Genomic DNA, 19,803 nt, shown 5'->3' with positions numbered 1-19,803 from the left:
TTGGTATAAGGCTCAGAAAAAGGCCAGCGAGCGCTGGCCTGTGAGGATTACTTCTTCGCTTCCTGCCATTTGCCATCAATATAGAAGGCAGACCAGCCGGTCGCTTTGCCCTCTTTTTCAGAGGAGACATACTGCTGTTTGGTTTTGCGGCTGAAACGGACCAGGGTTTTATTCCCTTCCGGATCGGTCGCCGGCGCCTCGGCCAGGTATTTCAGCTTCTCTGGCAGACGATCGCTGAAGCGCTGCAACTCTTCTACCAGCGGCGCACGGGTTTCGCGCGATTTCGGGAAGGTGTTAGCGGCCAGGAAGACCCCGGCAGCACCGTCGCGCAGCACGAAATAGGCATCCGACTTCTCGCACGCCAGTTCAGGCAGCGGGACCGGATCTTCTTTCGGCGGAGCCACTTCGCCATTACGCAGAATCTTACGGGTGTTTTTACACTCGTCGTTGGTACAGGCCATGTACTTGCCGAAGCGTCCCATTTTCAGGTGCATCTCGGAACCACATTTCTCACACTCTACCACCGGGCCGTCATAGCCTTTAATGCGGAACTCACCCTGTTCGATCTCGTAGCCGTCACATTCCGGGTTGTTACCACAGACGTGCAGTTTACGCTCGTTATCGATCAGGTAGCTGTCCATGGCCGTGCCACACTTCTGGCAACGACGACGGGCGCGCAGGGCGTTGGTTTCAGCGTCATCCCCTTCCAGAATATTCAGAACTTCATTTTCCGGAATCAGGTTGATGGTCTGCTTGCAGCGCTCTTTCGGCGGTAATGCATAGCCTGAACAGCCGAGGAACACCCCGGTGCTGGCGGTACGAATACCCATTTTGCGGCCGCAGGTCGGGCAGTCAATCGAGGTCAGCACCATCTGGTTCGGCTGCATGCCGCCCTCTTCAGGATCTTTCTCTGCCCGCTCAAGCTGCTGAGTGAAGTCGCTGAAGAAGTTGTCCAGTACCGCTTTCCACTGCGCCTGATTATTGGCGACCTGATCGAGGCTGTTTTCCATGTGAGCGGTGAAATCGTAGTTCATCAGCTCGCGGAAGTTCTCTTCCAGCCGATCGGTGACAATCTCACCCATTTTCTCCGCATAGAAACGGCGGTTCTCGACCCGCACATATCCGCGATCCTGGATGGTTGAGGTAATCGCCGCGTAAGTCGATGGACGACCAATACCGCGTTTCTCCAGTTCACGTACCAGCGAGGCTTCACTGAAGCGCGCCGGAGGTTTGGTAAAGTGCTGGCCCGGCTGCAACTGCTGCAGATCCAGCACGTCGCCCACTTTAACGGCCGGTAACGTCCGATCTTCATCGTTTTTACGCAGCGCCGGCATCACTTTGGTCCAGCCGTCGAAACGCAGCGTACGGCCTTTGGCCTTGAGCTTAAAATCACCTGCCACTGCGGTAATGGTGCTGGAATCATACTGCGCTGGCATCATCTGACAGGCAACAAACTGGCGCCAGATCAGCTGATAGAGTTTTTGCGCATCCGCTTCCATATCTTTTAACTGTTCCGCCACCACTTCCACATCAGAAGGACGAATCGCTTCGTGCGCTTCCTGAGAGTTCTCTTTGCTGGCGTAAGTGTTGGCCGCTTCAGGCAGATATTTCTTGCCGAAGTGGCTTTCGATATAGCCGCGTGCCATGGCGACCGCATCCTGGCTCAGGTTGGTCGAATCGGTACGCATATAGGTAATGTGGCCCGCTTCATACAAGCGCTGCGCCATCATCATGGTTTTCTTCACGCCAAAGCCGAGACGGGTACTGGCGGCTTGCTGCAAGGTTGAGGTGATATAAGGCGCGCCCGGCTTGCTGCTGGTCGGCTTATCTTCACGATCGACAATCTCGTAACGCGCTTTTTCCAGCAGCGAAACGGCCGCATAGGTCTCGTCGCGATTGACCGGGCGGAATGGCTTGTCACCTTTGTGGCTGACGTCCATTGACAGCTCGTCGCCTTTTGGCGTGGTCAGCGCAGCGTTAATTTCCCAGTATTCTTCTGGTACAAACGCTTTGATCTCGCGCTCACGCTCCACCACCAGTCGCACGGCAACGGATTGCACCCGTCCGGCGGAGAGACCACGGGCGATTTTCTTCCACAGCAGCGGAGACACCATATAGCCCACCACGCGGTCCATAAAACGACGCGCCTGCTGAGCATTAACCCGATCGATATTCAGTTCGCCCGGCTTTTCAAACGCCTGACGAATCGCATTCTTGGTGATTTCGTTAAACACCACGCGGCTGAAACGCTTTTCGTCGCCACCGATCACTTCCCGCAGGTGCCAGGCAATGGCTTCCCCTTCGCGGTCAAGGTCCGTTGCGAGATAGATGTGGTCAGCGCTGGCCGCTAACGCTTTAAGCTCGGCAACCACTTTCTCTTTGCCAGGCAGGATCTGATAGTCCGCTTCCCAGCCGTGGTAAGGATCAACGCCCATCCGGCTGACCAGTGCCGCTTTCTCATCTTTTTTAACTTTTTTGACTTTTTTATCTGTCGAGGCGTCAGCACTTTTTTTGGCGGTTGAACCACTGGTCGGCAGATCCCGGATATGACCCACGCTGGATTTAACCACGTAGTCACTGCCGAGGTATTTATTGATTGTTTTAGCCTTTGCCGGGGACTCAACAATAACGAGTGCTTTACCCATATTTACCTTTACCTAATGAAAACATCCTGCTTAACGGGAGAGGATTGGATGCCCAAAAACCCATTGGGTTCAATATTGCTGCGCCTGTTTAACATTTCAAGGCGGAGGGGTCAATCTCAGATCAGACGACGTGGCGTTATGCAACTGCATGATAAAGAGCGCTTTTTCCATCTGACATAATCACACATCCCGGTGCAAAACCCCTGAAATCGGAATCGCCCACACTCTACCTGATAAAATCTGTTACGCAACTTAATTAGCACTCAGGATAAATTTCCGCCAACTTTTCAGCCGTTACGTCGATTTGTCACACAATGGGACACGCAAGTAATATAGAAAGGATTAACGTGCTGTCAAAAAAGGAGCAAACAATGAAGACAATAACCCAGCCTATTTCACGCCAGGCATTGCTGGAAAAGGCCAATGCGCTGATTAAAGAGCACGACGATTATTTTGCCGGTATGCAGGCGGATGATGTGAGTCAGCAGGGTAACGTGCTGGTGTTTCGCGGCCCGTTTTTTCTGGATGCCGATGAACTGCCCACCGCCAGAACCACGGCGGTGTTCAACGTGTTTAAACATTTAGCCGTTGTATTATCTTCGCAATACCATCTGGAATAAAACACCAGGCACAGAGGCCTGATGCTCGTCAGTTAGGTTAAATTTGCAAAGGCTGTCGCGGCCAGACGTGGCCGCTTTTTGTCTGGGCAGACGTGGCGGAGTGCGGGCCTGAGCACCTCTGCTGCTGCCGGGCCGTCCTCGCGCCGCTGCGCGGTTCCTTCGGCTTTGACGTCGTGCCGACGAACCGTTCGGGGATCGGCCTTCCCTGGCCGGCCCCGAACTCTCCACGCTTCCCGGCGTGGCGTTCTGGCCCAACGTCACGCCTCAGCGCTGCGGATAGCCCTTTCAGCAGCAGAGGCGCTCAGGCCTTCACGCTCGTGCCCTTTTTAACAACACGCACTAAAGTTTCAGAGCAGGCTGGGGCCGATCAGGGGCAGGCAATCCGCAGCGCTGAACAGAATGAGTCTGCCAGGAGAGCCCGCAGGACGCGGGCGAAAGGCGGGGCGGCACAGGATGTGCCATCCCCGGCGGTCCGTCAGGCAGGCGAATGAAGTGAAGGAACCGCGCAGCGGCGCGAGGACCGCCAGCCCCTGAGCGGCACCAGACTGCGTTATCACCTGCCGCTTAACTGACGAGCCTCAGACACAGGCCGGGCCGGGTGTCAGAGCAGTGGCTTCTCGCCGCGCTGCCAGAGTTTCAGCAGCAGCCGCTCGGCGACCGATCCGGCACTGTGTGTGACACGGTCAATCATCTTGCGACGACGGGCGTAATGCACGCCCAGCACATTAAAGCGATCCATCTGACGAATAATCAGATCGTCGCTGGTGCCAACTTCATCAATCAGGCCAAGATCCAGCGCCTGCCGACCATACCAGTGCTCGCCGGTCGCCACTTTATCGATATCCAGCGTCGGGCGCATCTGATGAACGAACTGCTTAAACAGCAGATGGGTTTCATTCAGATCTTCCTGAAACTTTTCCCGACCCTCATCGGTGTTTTCGCCAAACAGGGTCAGGGTCCGCTTATACTGGCCAGCGGTATGCAGTTCCACATCAATGTCGTTGCGCTTCAACAGGCGATTGAAGTTAGGGATCTGCGCCACAACGCCGATCGAACCGATAATTGAAAATGGCGCCGCCACGATACGATCGGCCACGCAGGCCATCATGTAGCCGCCACTGGCCGCCACTTTATCCACCGCCGCGGTGATGTGCAGACCGTGATCGCGCAGACGCTGCAGCTGAGATGCGGCCAGGCCGTAACCATGTACCACGCCACCAGGGCTTTCCAGCCGCAGCAGCACTTCATCGCCCGGCTGGGTGACAGCCAGCACCGCTGAAACTTCTTCACGCAGCGAGGTGACTTCGCTGGCATCCATGCTGCCTTTGAAATCGAGCACGTAAAGCGTGGGTTTACTCACCTCACTTTCACCCTGCTTCGCCGCCCGCTTTTCCGCCTTCGCTTTTAGCTTTTCTGCCTTTTTATGGTTTTTCAGCCACACTTTTTGCGCCTGCGGTTTCATCTTCGCCAGCTGCAGGTCCTCTTTCATCTGGGTGTAGTCCTCACCCAGATGCGTCAGCCGCAGTTGACCGCTCTGACCCCGTTTGCGCAACGCGGCATTCATCACAATCAGCACAATTGCCGCGATCGCGATGACCAGCGTCACCACTTTTGCTAAAAACAGTCCATAACTCGAAAGAAGATCCATTGTGTCGCCTTAGTAAACAGAGAATTAGAGACAATGGGCTAGTTTAACGGTTTTGCCCCCATCAGTCGCCTGAAATGCCAGCAGCTGGCACAGAATGCGCCGGTTGGCGATTGCGCCAATTCGCAAATTCAGGCATAAAGCGGAATCATGCTGTTTTCGCTGGAGGATCCCGCTGTGCATTATCAACCGAAAAGCGACCTGCTCAACCATCGCATTATCCTGGTCACCGGCGCGTCTGACGGTATTGGGCGCGAAGCGGCGCTGACTTACGCCCGCTATGGCGCTGAAGTGATCCTGATGGGCCGCAACGCCGACAAGCTGCAACAGGTCGAACAGACGATTAATCAACTCAACAAACGCCCTGCTCATTCGCTGGTGTTTGACCTGGCGGATGCCACGCCTGAACGCTGTCAGCAACTGGCTCACCAGCTGGCACAGCAGTTCTCCCATCTTGATGGCGTGCTGCACAATGCCGGCATTCTGGGCGAAATTGTGCCGCTGGCTGAACTGGACCCGCAGGTCTGGCAGCAGGTGATGAAAATCAATCTGGATGCCACCTTCTTTCTGACCCAGGCGTTGTTGCCGCTGCTGCTGAAATCGGAATCGGGCTCGCTGGTGTTTACCACCTCCAGCGTCGGCCGCACCGGTCGCGCGGGCTGGGGCGCCTATGCGGTCTCCAAATTTGCGACCGAAGGCATGATGCAGGTGCTGGCCGATGAGTATAAAAACCATGCGCTGCGGGTTAACTGCATCAATCCCGGCGGGACACGCACTAAGATGCGCGCCAGTGCGTTTCCACAGGAAGATGCTGACAAGCTGAAAACCCCTGCCGATCTGATGCCGCTCTACCTTTATGTCATGGGCGACGACAGCCGGCGCAAAACCGGTATCAGTTTTGATGCTCAGCCGGGCCGGAAGCCGGGAGCGGCGGAATAATGGCCGACGATCGCCATCAGCAACGTCAGCAGCGGCTCAAAGAGCAGGTCGATGCCCGCATCGCGGCGGCCAGTGAGGTGCGTGGCATCCTGATGATCTTTACCGGCAACGGCAAAGGCAAAACCACGGCCGCCTTTGGTACTGCCCTGCGCGCCTGTGGTCATGATAAGCGCGTCGGCGCGATTCAGTTTATTAAAGGGGACTGGCCGAACGGCGAGCGCAACCTGCTGGAACAGCATGGCGTCGAGTTTCAGGTGATGGCGACCGGTTTTACCTGGGAAACGCAGAATCGGGAAACCGATACTATCGCCTGTCTGGCGGTCTGGCAGCACGCCAGACGGATGCTGGCGGACCCGTCGCTGGATCTGGTGATCCTGGATGAGATCACCTACATGATCAGCATGGATTACCTGCCGCTGGAGGATCTGCTTACTGCCCTGCAACAGCGTCCCGCCAGCCAAAGCGTTATCATCACCGGACGCGGCTGTCATCGCAGCATCCTGGAGATAGCAGACACCGTAACTGAAATGCGGCCGGTGAAGCACGCCTTTGATGCCGGCATTCAGGCGCAACAGGGCATTGACTGGTAGCAGAAAAAGAAAACGCAGCCCAGGGCTGCGTTTTTAGCAATCAGGCAACGGAATCGGAATTAACCGGAGTTACGTTTGCTGCCCGGATTGCGACGTGGCGCACGTGGCGTGCTGCTCACTTTGCTGTGGCGCTTCACCGCACGACGGATCTGGTTAGCTTTGGTGCGGCGACGATCTTTTTCTACCACCAGCTTGGTCACCGTTTCGTCATCCATGCCAACCAGGTTGCGCAGGTAGTTGACGGCCGGCAGGTCCAGCTCGGTCCAGCCGCCGCGAGGCAGGCCTTTTGGCAGGGTAATATCACCGTAGCGCACGCGCATCAGACGACTCACCTGCACACCCACCGCTTCCCATAAACGACGCACCTCACGGTTACGTCCTTCTGTCAGGGTGACGTTGTACCACTGGTTGATGCCTTCACCGCCGCCAAAACGCAGGGTTTTAAACGCCGCCGGGCCATCTTCCAGCTGAACGCCTTTACTCAGCTGACGAATTTTGTCGTCGTCGACCTGACCAAACACGCGCACCGCGTATTCACGTTCAACTTCACGGCTTGGGTGCATCAGGCGGTTCGCCAGTTCACCGTCGGTGGTGAATAGCATTAAACCGCAGGTATTCACATCCAGACGGCCGACAGCAATCCAGCGCGAACCGCGCAGGCGTGGCAGACGGTCAAATACGGTTGGACGGCCTTCCGGATCGCTACGCGTACAAAGCTCGCCTTCCGGCTTGTAATACGCCAGCACCCGGCAGACTTCCGCCGCCGACTCGGCGATGGAGACCAGATGGCCATCAATACGGATTTTCAGGGATTTGCTGCTTTCGACACGGTCACCGAGGGTGGCAATTTTACCATCGACGCTGACGCGACCGGCAGCAATCATCGATTCGATTTCACGACGCGAACCATGACCGGCACGCGCTAACACTTTCTGTAACTTCTCGCTCATTGAGCTTCCTCTTTGTCGCCTTCCCAGGCGTCACGGTAGGGTGGGAAATCTTTTTAAATCAATAGGTTAACTTAAAAAGTTTGGCCCATTATACAGACATTCACCCCTGATGTAACGCGCTTTGTGGTTAACGGAGTCAAATAAAGGATAGCCGGTTCCGGTTAACTTTCCGCCCGCTGCGCCAGCCGCGGCGGACACTCCATCGCGGGCGATATAATAAGTAAAGGTGGTGAATAAAACCGGGTTTTCAAAAACTTTATAGTTGGCGAAATTTAAATTTTCTGAACTATGTCACAAAACCAAGCAATCTGTCAGCAGGAAAAATATTCACGGTATCTTACACTTCCATCACTTTACAGGCACACCGTTTCATCTATGTTCATTCTGCAATTCAGTACAAAACACCACGGAGTTGAGTTTAACTGTCATATACCCTGTGATAAATGAAAATTAGTAGCTTAACCCCAAGGCAGATTTGTTTATTACCTTATTTTTCAGGGCATTTTAATTAGATAAGTTTTAATTAATTGTACAGAAAAATTATAGGTGTACACTTTGTGACTGAAGCAGATAAAAAACGCAGAGCTGGCAGTAAAATAAGCTCGCGATAAAAATTAAGTTTTAATGATTCATTAACAAAAATAGCCTTTTTAGATTAATCCAATAAACCGGCGCATCCGGAGTTGTTGCGTTAATACGGTTCAGTGATGAACCTTGATTGCATGTCAGAAGTCTTCACCAGGGATTTTCACGACATGCCTGAAAAAAGAATACCATCATGAGAAACCTCTTTCTGTGCCCAGCGTTTGCCGCGCTGGCGTTGACCGGGTGTTCCGTGGGCCATACTGAGTACAGTCGTACGGCGATGCAGCACGTAGATATGAGCGTGACCGGCATTCCGACGATCCTCGGTCTGGGTACCCTTGGCACCAGCATTCCGCTTACCCCAGAATATAGCCTGACCGCCGCCCACGTCGCGAAAACCGCCGTGCAGCGCGTTAAGTCTTACCATCCTTATTGCGACCTGGCGATTATTTATCATAAGAATGATCCCGGCACCTTAACCCGCTTCCGCAGTAGCGATATTGGCGATCCGATAAAAATGTACGGATACAGTTTTATTTCCGCACTGCCAGTTGAATCTAAAGGGGTTAATTTAGCCCGCACCACTATTCGCAATGGCTGGAATAAAAGTCCCTGTATGGCAATGGCCTCTAATGCTGGCGTCGTGCAGGGAATGTCAGGCGGCGGTGTTTATAACAGTGATGAGACACTGGGCGGCGTGATTGTCGGTTATTCTGATGCCATTAAGAATGGCCGTAACGGGAAAGTGATCCTCAAAGACGTTTCACTTTATATTCCGTACGGCCAGTTTAAAGCCTGGCTGCAGAGCAATCTGGCTCAGACACCGACTCGCGGTGCCTGAGTCCGCTGCCTTACAGGAATGGACGGGTATCGCCTACGCCTTCACGCACAATTGCCGGCGCATCGGTGGTTAAATCGACCACCGTGGTCGGCTGTTGCCCCAGCGTGCCGCCGTCGATAATCAGATCGACCAGCTTGCCGATGCTGTGCTGAATCTCTTCCGGGTCAGACTCGGTAAAGTCATTGCCCGGCAGAATCAGCGAGGTGGACATCATTGGCTGATTCAGCGCCTCCAGCAGCGCCAGCGCCACCGGATTTGACGGCACGCGCAGCCCGATGGTTTTCCGCTTGTCATTCATCAAACGACGCGGCACCTCTTTGGTCGCCTTGAGAATAAAGGTGTAGTTACCGGGCGTGTTGTTTTTCAGCAACCGAAAGGCGGAGTTACCGACCTGAGAGTAAACGGAAAGCTCGGAGAGATCCCGGCACATCAGGGTAAAGTTGTGATTCCCGTCTAACTGCCGGATACGGCAGATGCGCTCCATCGCGCCCTTCTCTTCCAGTCGACAGCCCAGCGCATAACCGGAATCGGTCGGATAGACGATGACGCTGCCTTTATTAAGGTAGTCCACCGCCTGATTAATCAGACGTGGCTGTGGGTTATCGGGATGGATGTGAAACAATTGACTCATAGAAACCTCGTGTCACCTTTCCGTGGAAAGCTGGGCGGGCGCCAGTGCCGGGAAGCGTTCCCAGACCGGCTCAACCGCCGCGGGCAGCCATAACTTGCGGCCCAGTTCAATCCACGGGCAGGGTTGATGAAAATCAGAACCTTGTGATGCGGCCAGCGCATTGTCTCTGGCGTATTGCGCCAGTTGGGTACGCTCATTCGGTGCCTGCTGGCACTGGGCGACTTCCATCGCATCGCCACCGGCTTCACGGAAATGGGCCACCAGCCGCTTTAACCATTTCGCCGATAAGCCATAGCGTCCGGGATGCGCCAGTACCGCGCAACCGCCAGAATGATGAATCGCATCAATAGCTTGTTTAATTGTACACCATTGTGGCGGGACGTAGCCGGTTTTGCCGCGCGCCAGATAATTTTTGAATACCTGCGCCATGTTATCCGCTTTGCCCTGCTCCACCAGAAAGCGGGCGAAGTGACCACGGGTAATGACGCCGCCATCGGCCAGCCGCATTGCACCCGCCAGCGCGCCCGGAATACGCGCTTTTTCCAGCCGCTCGGCAATCTGTTCCGCGCGCGCCTGTCGGCAGGCGTGCTGTCCGGCGAGAAAGCTGACCAGCGCCGGATGACGGATATCAATATTTAATCCCACGATATGAATTTCATGGTTCTCCCACAGGGTGGAGACTTCAACGCCCGCCAGCACCTTTATCGGCAAGGCCTGATCGATAGCCGTTTGCTGCGCTTCTTCCACGCCGGCGACGCTGTCGTGATCGGTGATCGCCAGTACGCCTACGCGCATCTCAACCGCGCGCTGTACCAGCGCCGCAGGCGTCAGTAAGCCATCGGAAGCCCGCGTGTGGCTGTGTAAATCATAGACCGGGAAACGGGCGATATCGCTCAAGAGAACTCCTGCTGGAAACTAAACCGGCCAGCATGATAACGATTTTAGCCGTCAGTGAAAAAGTGTATTGACATTTCCGCCCTGAACCCGTTAACTAGTACACAAGTTCACACGTAACGGGTATTCAATCATGGCTGTTGTAATCACGCATTTTAACGGTTGGTGGCGCGATGTTCCCGAACACGGGCGACGTGGTCGTGCACACTTTGCGTAAACGCTGTGCAGATACCTGAGCCCGCCACCGAGCGGGCTTTTTTTTGAGCGAAATTCAGAGAAATCATCATGCCAATTGCGAAACCTACAGTGAAGTTGATTACCGGCAACGCGCCTTATCGCGAAGATCCGGCCGCAGTGTTTCATCAGTTATGCGGCGCACGTCCGGCAACCCTGCTGCTTGAATCTGCTGATATCGACAGCAAAAAGAATCTCAAAAGCCTGCTGATTGTCGACAGCGCACTGCGTATCAGCGCGCTGGACAACAAGGTGACCTTACAGGCGCTGTCGGAAAATGGTCGCGCGCTGCTGCCGCTGCTTGACGCCGCGCTGCCGGACTCGGTGGAGAATCAGGTCCGTCCCGATGGCCGCGAACTCACTTTCCCGCCGACCGCCGGGCAGCAGGATGAAGATGCGCGTCTGCAGGCGCTGTCGGTGTTTGATGCCTTGCGTCTGATCCCCCAGCTGGTTAATTCCCCCGCCGACGAGCGGGAAGCCGTGCTGTTAGGTGGCCTGTTTGCCTATGATCTGGTCGCCGGATTTGAAACCCTGCCCGCGCTGGATAATCAGCAGCGCTGCCCGGATTACTGCTTTTATCTGGCGGAAACGCTGCTGGTGATCGATCACCAGACCCGCAGCGCGCGACTGCAGGCCAGCCTGTTCTGCCCGTCCACCAGTGAATTTCAGCGCCTGCAACGCCGCATCGAGCAGCTGCATGGCCAGATGCTGCAGCCCGCGCCTGCCCTGCCGGTTCAGACGGTGGATCAGATGAGCCTGACCACCAGCCAGAGCGACGAGGAGTATTGTGAGGTAGTGCGCACCATGCAGGAGGCGATTCGCATCGGCGAAATCTTCCAGGTGGTGCCATCGCGCCGCTTCTCACTGCCCTGTCCTTCACCGCTGGCGGCTTACGACACGCTGAAAAACAGCAACCCCAGCCCCTATATGTTTTTCATGCAGGATCAGGACTTCGCCCTGTTTGGCGCGTCTCCGGAAAGTTCGCTGAAGTATGACGCCAGCTCGCGACAGATTGAGATCTACCCGATTGCCGGTACCCGTCCACGCGGACGTAAACCAGATGGTTCGCTGGATCGCGATCTCGACAGCCGCATTGAGCTGGAGATGCGCACCGATCATAAAGAGCTGGCGGAGCACCTGATGCTGGTCGACCTGGCGCGTAACGATCTGGCGCGTATCTGTGTGCCGGGCAGTCGCTATGTGGCAGACCTGACTAAAGTTGACCGCTATTCCTTTGTCATGCACCTGGTGTCGCGCGTGGTTGGCACCCTGCGCGAGGATCTGGATGTGCTGCACGCCTATCGCGCCTGTATGAACATGGGCACGCTGAGCGGTGCGCCGAAAGTCCGCGCCATGCAGCTGATCGCCGCGGCCGAAGGCACCCGCCGCGGCAGTTACGGCGGTGCGGTCGGTTATTTTACCGCCAATGGCGATCTCGATACCTGTATCGTCATCCGCTCGGCTTATGTAGAAGACGGCGTTGCGACCGTGCAGGCGGGCGCCGGTGTGGTACTGGACTCGAATCCGCAGGCGGAAGCCGATGAGAGCCGCAATAAAGCCCGCGCCGTGCTGCGCGCCATTGCCACTGCCCATCACTGCAAGGAGATCTTCTGATGGCCGATATTCTGCTGCTCGATAACATCGACTCATTTACCTATAACCTGGTCGATCAACTGCGGACCTTTGGTCATAACGTGGTGATCTACCGCAACAACCTGCCGGCCGCGCTGTTAATCGAACACCTGCAACGGATGGAAAATCCGGTGCTGATGCTGTCACCAGGCCCCGGCGCGCCAAAAGAGGCTGGCTGTATGCCGGAACTGCTGCGGGCGCTGCGCGGACGTCTGCCGATTATCGGTATCTGCCTCGGCCATCAGGCGATTGTTGAAGAATATGGCGGTCACGTTGGTCAGGCTGGCGAGATCCTGCACGGGAAAGCGTCCGCGGTGGTTCACGATGGCGAGGCGATGTTTGCCGGCCTGAGCAATCCGCTGCCGGTGGCGCGCTATCACTCACTGGTCGGCAGCAACACGCCGGATGAGCTCACCGTCAATGCCAGCTACAACGGCATGGTGATGGCGGTGCGTCACGAAACCGACCGGGTATGCGGGTTCCAGTTCCATCCTGAATCCATCCTGACCACTCAGGGCGCGCGACTGCTTGAGCAGACGCTGGCCTGGGCGCTGGCGAAGTAACAGGGAGAATGACTATGCAACAGACACTGGAAAAACTTTACCAGGCGCAGACGCTGGATCAGGCTGAGAGTCATCAGCTGTTCAGCGCAATTATTACCGGTCAGCTGGAGCCGACCCAACTGGCGGCGGCGCTGATTGCGATGAAAGTCCGGGGCGAAACGCCGGAAGAGATTGCCGGTGCGGCGACCGCGCTGCTGGAAGATGCGAAACCCTTCCCGCGCCCCGACTACACCTTTGCCGATATCGTCGGAACCGGCGGCGACGGCAGTAACAGCATCAATATTTCTACCGCCAGCGCATTCGTGGCGGCGACCTGCGGCCTGAAAGTGGCGAAGCACGGTAACCGCAGCGTTTCCAGCAAGTCCGGCTCTTCCGATCTGCTGGCTGCGTTTGGCATCAATCTGGATATGCCGGCTGAACAGGCAAGACAGGCGCTGGACGATCTCAACGTCTGTTTCCTGTTTGCGCCGCAGTACCACACCGGATTTCGCCACGCGATGCCGGTGCGTCAGCAGCTGAAAACCCGGACGCTGTTTAACGTGTTGGGCCCGCTGATCAATCCGGCGCGCCCGCCGCTGGCAGTAATTGGCGTGTACAGCCCCGAGCTGGTGATGCCGATTGCGCAGACCCTGAAAGTGCTGGGTTATCAGCGTGCCGCCGTGGTGCATGGCGGTGGAATGGATGAAGTGGCGCTGCATGATGTCACCCACGTCGCTGAGCTGCGTGACGGGGAGATCACCCGCTATCAGCTGTCGCCAGAAGACTTCGGTTTTGGCTTCCATCCCAGGGAGGCGCTGGCTGGCGGCACGCCGGAAGAAAATCGTGACATTCTCACGGCTTTACTCCAGGGTAATGGCCAGCAGGCCCATGAGGAAGCGGTCGCCGTGAATGTGGCGATGCTGCTTAAAGTTTTCGGTCATGAAGATCTGCGTGAAAATGCACAGCGTGCGCTCAACGCTATCCGCAGTGGACAGGCTTACGAGCGCGTGGTCGCTCTGGCAGCAAGAGGATAACCATGCAAGGTACCGTGTTAGAAAAAATTGTGCAGGACAAAGCGATTTGGGTCGCAGCGCGTCAGCAGCAGCAGCCTCTTTCTACCTTTCAGAACAGCATTGAACCTGCCAGCCGTCATTTTTATGATGCACTACAGGGCGCGCGCACCGCGTTTATTCTGGAGTGTAAAAAAGCGTCGCCCTCAAAAGGCATTATTCGTGAGGATTTCGACCCGGCCGCCATTGCCGGAGTCTATCGCCACTATGCATCCGCGGTGTCGGTGCTGACCGATGAGAAATACTTTCAGGGCGACTTCGCGTTTCTGCCGATCGTCAGCGCCGCTATCACCCAGCCGGTGCTGTGCAAAGACTTTATCATCGACCCGTATCAGATCTATCTGGCGCGTTACTATCAGGCAGATGCGATTCTGCTGATGTTATCGGTGCTGGATGATGAACAGTATCGTCAGCTGGCTGCCGTTGCCCACAGCCTGAAGATGGGTATCCTGACCGAGGTCAGTAATGAAGAGGAGCTGGAGCGCGCCATAGCGTTACAGGCCAGAGTGGTCGGGATCAACAACCGCGATCTGCGCGATCTGTCGATCGATCTGAACCGTACCCGTCAGCTGGCTCCGCGCCTGTCGCACGGCGTGACGGTGATCAGCGAATCCGGCATTAACAGCTACGCCGACATTCGCGAGCTCAGCCACTTTGCTAACGGCTTCCTGATTGGCTCGGCCCTGATGGAAGAGCCCGATCTGACCGCTGCGGTGCGCCGGGTCACGCTCGGTGCCAACAAAGTATGCGGTCTGACCCGGGCGGAAGATGCTCGCGCCGCGTATGAAGCTGGCGCCATCTATGGCGGACTGATTTTCGCCGCCGGCTCACCGCGTCAGATTGATACCGGGACCGCCCGGACGGTGATGGCTGGCGCACCACTGCGCTACGTCGGCGTGTTCCGTAACAGCTCCGTTAGTGACGTTGTCACTGAAGCGACCGCCCTGTCGCTGTCAGCCGTCCAGCTGCACGGTCAGGAAACGCCCGATTTCGTCACCGAACTGCGCGCGGCGCTGCCCGCCGGGATCGAAATCTGGAAAGCGCTGCGCATTGAAGGCGTCTTACCCGAGCGCAACTGGCCGCACGTCGATCGCTACGTGTTTGATAACGGCGACGGCGGGACCGGTGAGCGCTTTGACTGGTCACTGTTGCAGGGCCAGACGCTGAATGATGTGCTGCTGGCCGGTGGCCTGAGCGCGGATAACTGTGTTGAAGCCGCGCAGCTGGGCTGTGCCGGTCTCGACTTCAACTCCGGGGTGGAAAGTGCGCCCGGCATTAAAGATGCCCGTAAAATCGCGGCGGTGTTTCAGACACTGCGCGCCTACTGATTTGCCTGGCCTGCTCAACGGCGGGCCTGAAAAAGGAAGATGAAAAATGACGTTACTGAATCCCTACTTTGGCGAATTTGGCGGGATGTATGTCCCGCAGATCCTGATGCCAGCGTTGCGCCAGCTGGAAGAAGCGTTTGTCGATGCCCAAAAAGATCCTGAGTTTCAGGCGGAATTTACCGACCTGCTGAAGAACTATGCCGGTCGTCCTACCGCCCTGACGCTGTGCAGGAACCTGACGAAAGGCACCAAAACCCGGCTCTACCTGAAGCGCGAAGATCTGCTGCACGGCGGCGCGCACAAAACCAATCAGGTACTGGGTCAGGCGCTGTTAGCCAAACGCATGGGTAAGAACGAGATTATCGCCGAAACCGGTGCCGGACAGCACGGTGTTGCCTCAGCGCTGGCCTGCGCCCTGCTCGGCATGAAATGCCGCATCTACATGGGTGCCAAAGACGTTGAGCGTCAGTCTCCTAACGTATTCCGTATGCGTCTGATGGGCGCGGAAGTGATCCCGGTACACAGTGGTTCAGCGACCCTGAAGGATGCCTGTAACGAAGCGCTGCGCGACTGGTCTGGCAGCTACGAAACCGCCCACTATATGCTTGGCACCGCCGCCGGTCCCCATCCGTTCCCGACCATTGTGCGGGAGTTTCAGCGGATGATCGGCGAAGAGACGAAAAAGCAGATCCTGGAAAAAGAGGGTCGTCTGCCCGACGCCATCATCGCCTGCGTCGGTGGCGGTTCGAATGCCATCGGCATGTTCGCTGACTTTATCGATGAAACCAGCGTGAAACTGATCGGCGTTGAACCGGCGGGTCACGGTATTGAAACCGGCGAGCATGGCGCACCGCTGAAGCATGGCCGCGTCGGCATCTATTTCGGTATGAAAGCCCCGATGATGCAGACCGAAGATGGCCAGATCGAAGAATCTTACTCGATCTCTGCCGGGCTGGATTTCCCGTCAGTGGGACCGCAACATGCGCACCTGAACAGCATTGGTCGCGCCGAATATGTCTCGGTTACCGATGATGAGGCGCTGGCCGCCTTTAAACAGCTGTGTCGTGCTGAAGGGATCATTCCGGCGCTGGAGTCGTCACATGCGCTGGCCCACGCCCTGAAGATGATTCAGGCCGAGCCGGACAAAGAGCAGCTGGTGGTGGTTAACCTCTCCGGCCGCGGCGATAAAGATATTTTCACCGTTCACGACATTCTGACCGCGCAGGGAGAAATCTGATGGAACGTTACGATCAACTGTTTAAACGTCTTTCAGCCCGTAACGAAGGGGCCTTTGTGCCTTTCGTCACGCTCGGCGATCCGTCACCGGCGCTTTCACTGCAGGTCATTGACGCGCTGGTGGAAGGCGGTGCAGATGCGCTGGAGTTAGGCATTCCTTTCTCCGATCCGCTGGCTGACGGCCCGACGATTCAGAATGCGACCTTGCGCGCCTTCGCGGCGGGCACCAATACCCAGCAGTGTTTTGAAATGCTGGCGACCATTCGCCGTAAATATCCGGACCTGCCAATCGGTTTACTGATGTACGCCAATCTGGTGTTCACCAACGGCGTGGATGCGTTTTATGCCCGCTGCGCAGAAGCCGGTGTGGATTCGGTGCTGGTGGCTGACGTCCCGGTGGAAGAGTCCGCTCCGTTCCGTCAGGCAGCGCTGCGTCATGGTGTGGCACCGATCTTCATCTGCCCGCCGAACGCCAGCGATACGCTGCTGCGGGAAATCGCTTCACACGGGCGCGGCTATACCTACCTGCTCTCTCGGGCTGGCGTTACCGGCGCGGACAACCGCGCCAGCCTGCCGCTGCAGCACCTGATCGAAAAGCTGCGTGAATACAACGCGGCCCCGCCGCTGCAGGGATTCGGTATCTCTGAACCGTCGCAGGTGAAAGAAGCCATCGCCGCCGGTGCCGCAGGTGCCATCTCCGGCTCGGCCATCGTCCGGATCATTGAAAAAAATCATGCGGAACCTGAGGTGATGCTGCGCGAACTGAAAAACTTCGTCAGCAGCCTGAAAGCCGCCAGCCGTTAATCTCGCCATCATGCCTTATCACACGATAAGGCATGATTTCTTTCCTTTTTTTACATCCCGCCATTTGCCCTTTTTGCAAAATCTGCACCACAATGTCAGAGCGCCGTTACGGTAACGTCGCATCCAATTTGTGACAGGGAGAGAAAGCAATGAAATTATTTAAAGTTGTGGCGGGTGCGTTGATGGCAGGTGTGGTTGCGCTGGCACTGAGCGCCTGTGCGCCAACCGCGACCAAAGAGGGTACCGGTGGCTATATTGATGACACCGTGGTCACCACCAAAGTGAAAGGTGAACTGCTGAAAGATGACTCGCTGAAATCGACTGAAATCAACGTAGAAACTTTTAAAGGTAAAGTTCAGCTGAGCGGTTTTGTCTCATCGCCACAGATGGCTAATCGTGCCGTACAGGTTACGCGCAGCGTGCCGGGCGTGAAGTCCGTAGTTAACAACATGCAGATTAAGTAATACCGGCTGTCATGATCAAAAAGGCCGCTGATTCAGCGGCCTTTTTCTCATCAGAAGCGGTAGCCTGCCCCGAAGAAGAAGACCCAGGGATCGATACGCATATTAATATTCTGCTGTTCGCCTGCCGCCTTAAATTTCACCTCAGTATCGATATCCATGTACCACACCGACGCATTCAGCATCCAGTCGCGGTTAATCTGATAATCGAGACCGACCTGGCCCGCGACACCCCATGAATCTTTGACGCTCAGATCGGTGAGTCCCGCATCACGGCCGGTCTGATTAAAGTCCGCATCATAAAAAGTGGTGTAGTTGATACCGACGCCAACATAGGGGCGCGCTTTGCTTTTGCTGTCGAAGAAATAGTATTGCGCCATCAGCGTCGGCGGTAACTGGCGTACCGTGGCCAGGGTGCCGGTCGGACCCAGTCCAACTTTATGACGGAACGGCGTGGCAGCCAGCAGTTCAACCCCGATATTGTCGGTTGCCATATAGGTAAAGGTCAGGCCCAGCTGGGTATCGTTGCTGGCGCTGAACTCCCCCATGCCAAGGACATTATCAGAGCCTTCGGTCGGACGTACCGTTGCACTGCCGGCACGCATAAAGAAGTCGCCCGCTTCATGGGCCATTGCCAGTTGTGGTAAAGCCAGAGCCAGCAGCATCGCGCATTTTGCCAGTTTCATCATCACTCCTTTGCTAAAGGTAAATGTATCCAACGTCATCATTTTTTGTTGGCAAAGATTTAACGTGATTTACAGAAAATTGCACTCTGTTCGGTTGATATAAATTACTTAAAAAACAATGGATTGATTTAGATCAATTTTGGCCGTGGCTGACATCGGGAAATTCCCCTTGCTGAAAAATTTTGTCCGGCTTATTTTGCTGTTTCTGATTGTTGATTTTGGTTCGATGCCTCAGGAGTGGCGGGTGATCAAATGAGCGAAACCTCTAATCCTTGTGTCAGCTGTGGCGCCTGCTGCGCCCATTTCCGTGTCTCTTTTTACTGGGCTGAAGCCGACGATGCTGGCGGCCTGGTGCCAACCGAATTAACCGAACCGCTGAGCCTGCTGATGCGTAATATGCGCGGCACCAACGATCGTGCGCCGCGCTGTGTCGCCCTGCAGGGCGAGATTGGCGGCTGCGTCTCCTGCGGCATTTATGAGCAACGGCCAACGCCCTGTCGGGAGTTTGCGATGTCGGGCGAAGAGGGTGTTGCCAATGACGCCTGCGATCGCGCCCGCGCCCGTTACGGTCTTCCCGCCCTTTTTCACCCATCTTTACCTGTTATGACAGAAAGTTATCTCTCGCCGGGTGCCCGCGAGCTGCCAGAACATGTACAATCGCCGGGTTAATTAACCCGGTTCCTCCAAGGAGTGTACATGTCTATCACGGCAAGCTCGTTATACCGTGACACAGGAAATTTTACCCGCCATCAGCTGGTCACCTTACTGTTGATGTCGCTGTTGACCGCTTTCATCACCGTTATGCTGGTCCATGTGCTGACGCCTGGCGCCGATCAGATGGCGATTCTGCAGCAGGGTGATGACAGTGCCAGTTCGTTGTTTGAGATGGTGCAGAATATGTCACCTGAACAGCAGCAGGTGCTGCTGCGCGCCTCCGCGGCGGGGACGTTCGCGGCGCTGGTGGGTAATACGCTGTTACTCGGCGGGATGTTGTCTCTGATCCCGATGGTCTCTTCCGGTCAGCGGGTCAGTGCGCTGCGTGCCATTGGCGCCTCTGCGCCTTTACTGCCAAAGCTGTTACTGCTGACCTTCCTGATCACGCTGGTGGCGCAGCTGGGCTTTATGGTTCTGGTGGTGCCGGGTATTCTGCTGACGATTCTGTTGTCGCTGGCGCCGGTGATGCTGGCGAGCGAGAAGATCGGCGTGTTCGCCGCCATGCGTGCCAGTATGCGAATGGCGTGGAAGAATGCGAAGCTGATCGCGCCCGCAATTCTTCTCTGGCTGCTGGCAAAAGTGGTGGTGATGCTGTTTTTCTCATCGCTCACCGTGCTGCCGATGAACGTTTCCTCGGTGATCTTTACCGCTGCAGGTAACCTGGTTTCGGCCATGTTAATCATCTATCTCTACCGGCTTTATATGCTGTTACGTTGATGAGCAGTGCGCCTGCGGGCGCATTGGTCCCCAATTCAG

Annotated in this window: 17 protein-coding genes, 1 pseudogene and 1 other annotated feature; of the genes and pseudogenes, 12 read left to right on the top strand and 6 right to left on the bottom strand. The window is 56.1% G+C overall.

What is annotated here, in order from left to right; genetic code table 11:
* Positions 1-47: 47 nt before the first annotated feature.
* On the bottom strand, positions 48-2,645 hold the full coding sequence (topA, locus tag LZU96_RS09715) for a type I DNA topoisomerase (RefSeq protein ID WP_233988059.1): 2,598 nt from the start codon (positions 2,643-2,645) through the stop codon (positions 48-50).
* A 371-nt stretch (positions 2,646-3,016) separates the two neighbouring features.
* Here topA and LZU96_RS09710 point away from each other — a divergent pair, with 371 nt between their 5' ends.
* Positions 3,017-3,265, top strand: coding sequence for a DUF2498 family protein (locus LZU96_RS09710; protein WP_233988058.1), 249 nt, complete (start codon positions 3,017-3,019; stop codon positions 3,263-3,265).
* Positions 3,266-3,866: 601 nt separating this feature from the next.
* On the opposite strand, the gene sohB is transcribed toward LZU96_RS09710, so the two are convergent.
* On the bottom strand, positions 3,867-4,913 hold the full coding sequence (sohB, locus tag LZU96_RS09705; protein WP_233988057.1) for a protease SohB: 1,047 nt from the start codon (positions 4,911-4,913) through the stop codon (positions 3,867-3,869).
* A 174-nt stretch (positions 4,914-5,087) separates the two neighbouring features.
* Here sohB and LZU96_RS09700 point away from each other — a divergent pair, with 174 nt between their 5' ends.
* On the top strand, positions 5,088-5,849 hold the full coding sequence (locus tag LZU96_RS09700) for a YciK family oxidoreductase (RefSeq protein ID WP_233988056.1): 762 nt from the start codon (positions 5,088-5,090) through the stop codon (positions 5,847-5,849).
* Positions 5,849-6,439, top strand: coding sequence for a cob(I)yrinic acid a,c-diamide adenosyltransferase (gene cobO, locus LZU96_RS09695; protein ID WP_233988055.1), 591 nt, complete (start codon positions 5,849-5,851; stop codon positions 6,437-6,439). Before LZU96_RS09700 ends, cobO begins: the two co-directional genes overlap by 1 nt.
* 59 nt (positions 6,440-6,498) lie before the next feature.
* Here the strand turns inward: cobO and rluB are convergent, their stop codons facing one another.
* Positions 6,499-7,389, bottom strand: a complete 891-nt coding sequence (rluB, locus tag LZU96_RS09690; RefSeq protein ID WP_094120565.1) for a 23S rRNA pseudouridine(2605) synthase RluB — start codon at positions 7,387-7,389, stop codon at positions 6,499-6,501.
* A gap of 778 nt (positions 7,390-8,167) precedes the next feature.
* On the opposite strand from rluB, the gene LZU96_RS09685 reads away from it, so the two are divergent.
* Positions 8,168-8,815: a serine protease gene (locus LZU96_RS09685; RefSeq protein ID WP_233988054.1), complete on the top strand. Its 648-nt coding sequence runs from the start codon at positions 8,168-8,170 to the stop codon at positions 8,813-8,815.
* A gap of 10 nt (positions 8,816-8,825) precedes the next feature.
* On the opposite strand, the gene LZU96_RS09680 is transcribed toward LZU96_RS09685, so the two are convergent.
* Together LZU96_RS09680 and rnm are read right to left on the bottom strand one after the other, a co-directional pair.
* On the bottom strand, positions 8,826-9,446 hold the full coding sequence (locus tag LZU96_RS09680; protein WP_233988053.1) for an L-threonylcarbamoyladenylate synthase: 621 nt from the start codon (positions 9,444-9,446) through the stop codon (positions 8,826-8,828).
* Positions 9,447-9,458: 12 nt separating this feature from the next.
* Positions 9,459-10,343 carry an RNase RNM gene (gene rnm, locus LZU96_RS09675; protein ID WP_233988052.1) on the bottom strand — a complete coding sequence of 295 codons (885 nt, stop codon included), beginning with the start codon at positions 10,341-10,343 and terminating at the stop codon, positions 9,459-9,461.
* Between the two features lie 154 nt (positions 10,344-10,497).
* Positions 10,498-10,602, top strand: a sequence feature (Trp leader region).
* A 23-nt stretch (positions 10,603-10,625) separates the two neighbouring features.
* Between rnm and LZU96_RS09670 the strand changes: the two genes are divergently transcribed.
* From LZU96_RS09670 to LZU96_RS09645, 6 genes and pseudogenes are all read left to right on the top strand, one after another.
* On the top strand, positions 10,626-12,188 hold the full coding sequence (locus tag LZU96_RS09670; protein ID WP_233988051.1) for an anthranilate synthase component 1: 1,563 nt from the start codon (positions 10,626-10,628) through the stop codon (positions 12,186-12,188).
* A pseudogene (gene trpD / locus LZU96_RS09665) lies at positions 12,188-13,782 on the top strand (bifunctional anthranilate synthase glutamate amidotransferase component TrpG/anthranilate phosphoribosyltransferase TrpD). The gene LZU96_RS09670 and the pseudogene trpD overlap by 1 nt, the downstream one beginning before the upstream one ends.
* 2 nt (positions 13,783-13,784) lie before the next feature.
* The gene (trpCF, locus tag LZU96_RS09660) at positions 13,785-15,146 is read left to right on the top strand and encodes a bifunctional indole-3-glycerol-phosphate synthase TrpC/phosphoribosylanthranilate isomerase TrpF (RefSeq protein WP_233988050.1); all 1,362 of its coding nucleotides are present in this window, start codon (positions 13,785-13,787) and stop codon (positions 15,144-15,146) included.
* Positions 15,147-15,192: 46 nt separating this feature from the next.
* The gene (gene trpB, locus LZU96_RS09655) at positions 15,193-16,383 is read left to right on the top strand and encodes a tryptophan synthase subunit beta (RefSeq protein WP_233988049.1); all 1,191 of its coding nucleotides are present in this window, start codon (positions 15,193-15,195) and stop codon (positions 16,381-16,383) included.
* On the top strand, positions 16,383-17,186 hold the full coding sequence (gene trpA, locus LZU96_RS09650) for a tryptophan synthase subunit alpha (protein WP_233988048.1): 804 nt from the start codon (positions 16,383-16,385) through the stop codon (positions 17,184-17,186). The genes trpB and trpA overlap by 1 nt, the downstream gene beginning before the upstream one ends.
* Before the next feature lie 149 nt (positions 17,187-17,335).
* Positions 17,336-17,650: a BON domain-containing protein gene (locus LZU96_RS09645; protein WP_233988046.1), complete on the top strand. Its 315-nt coding sequence runs from the start codon at positions 17,336-17,338 to the stop codon at positions 17,648-17,650.
* 50 nt (positions 17,651-17,700) lie between these two features.
* On the opposite strand, the gene ompW is transcribed toward LZU96_RS09645, so the two are convergent.
* Complete coding sequence (gene ompW / locus LZU96_RS09640) at positions 17,701-18,336, bottom strand: outer membrane protein OmpW (RefSeq protein WP_233988045.1); 636 nt, start codon at positions 18,334-18,336, stop codon at positions 17,701-17,703.
* A gap of 249 nt (positions 18,337-18,585) precedes the next feature.
* Between ompW and LZU96_RS09635 the strand changes: the two genes are divergently transcribed.
* Complete coding sequence (locus tag LZU96_RS09635) at positions 18,586-19,002, top strand: YkgJ family cysteine cluster protein (RefSeq protein WP_233988044.1); 417 nt, start codon at positions 18,586-18,588, stop codon at positions 19,000-19,002.
* Between the two features lie 27 nt (positions 19,003-19,029).
* On the top strand, positions 19,030-19,764 hold the full coding sequence (locus LZU96_RS09630) for a YciC family protein (protein ID WP_233988043.1): 735 nt from the start codon (positions 19,030-19,032) through the stop codon (positions 19,762-19,764).
* The last annotated feature ends 39 nt before the right edge of the window (positions 19,765-19,803 follow it).

This window comes from Pantoea agglomerans, assembly GCF_021397715.1.
Classification (GTDB): Bacteria; Pseudomonadota; Gammaproteobacteria; order Enterobacterales; family Enterobacteriaceae; genus Pantoea; species Pantoea astica.
Note: the sequence above shows the minus strand (reverse complement) of the source record. Positions and strands in the feature narration are given on the sequence as shown.

Excerpts from the sequence above, each read along its gene's own strand:
- topA (WP_233988059.1), bottom strand. The coding sequence starts at position 2,645 with ATGGGTAAAGCACTCGTTATTGTTGAGTCCCCGGCAAAGGCTAAAACA.
- LZU96_RS09710 (WP_233988058.1), top strand. The coding sequence starts at position 3,017 with ATGAAGACAATAACCCAGCCTATTTCACGCCAGGCATTGCTGGAAAAG.
- sohB (WP_233988057.1), bottom strand. The coding sequence starts at position 4,913 with ATGGATCTTCTTTCGAGTTATGGACTGTTTTTAGCAAAAGTGGTGACG.
- cobO (WP_233988055.1), top strand. The coding sequence starts at position 5,849 with ATGGCCGACGATCGCCATCAGCAACGTCAGCAGCGGCTCAAAGAGCAG.
- rluB (WP_094120565.1), bottom strand. The coding sequence starts at position 7,389 with ATGAGCGAGAAGTTACAGAAAGTGTTAGCGCGTGCCGGTCATGGTTCG.
- LZU96_RS09685 (WP_233988054.1), top strand. The coding sequence starts at position 8,168 with ATGAGAAACCTCTTTCTGTGCCCAGCGTTTGCCGCGCTGGCGTTGACC.
- LZU96_RS09680 (WP_233988053.1), bottom strand. The coding sequence starts at position 9,446 with ATGAGTCAATTGTTTCACATCCATCCCGATAACCCACAGCCACGTCTG.
- LZU96_RS09670 (WP_233988051.1), top strand. The coding sequence starts at position 10,626 with ATGCCAATTGCGAAACCTACAGTGAAGTTGATTACCGGCAACGCGCCT.
- trpCF (WP_233988050.1), top strand. The coding sequence starts at position 13,785 with ATGCAAGGTACCGTGTTAGAAAAAATTGTGCAGGACAAAGCGATTTGG.
- trpB (WP_233988049.1), top strand. The coding sequence starts at position 15,193 with ATGACGTTACTGAATCCCTACTTTGGCGAATTTGGCGGGATGTATGTC.
- trpA (WP_233988048.1), top strand. The coding sequence starts at position 16,383 with ATGGAACGTTACGATCAACTGTTTAAACGTCTTTCAGCCCGTAACGAA.
- LZU96_RS09645 (WP_233988046.1), top strand. The coding sequence starts at position 17,336 with ATGAAATTATTTAAAGTTGTGGCGGGTGCGTTGATGGCAGGTGTGGTT.
- ompW (WP_233988045.1), bottom strand. The coding sequence starts at position 18,336 with ATGATGAAACTGGCAAAATGCGCGATGCTGCTGGCTCTGGCTTTACCA.
- LZU96_RS09635 (WP_233988044.1), top strand. The coding sequence starts at position 18,586 with ATGAGCGAAACCTCTAATCCTTGTGTCAGCTGTGGCGCCTGCTGCGCC.
- LZU96_RS09630 (WP_233988043.1), top strand. The coding sequence starts at position 19,030 with ATGTCTATCACGGCAAGCTCGTTATACCGTGACACAGGAAATTTTACC.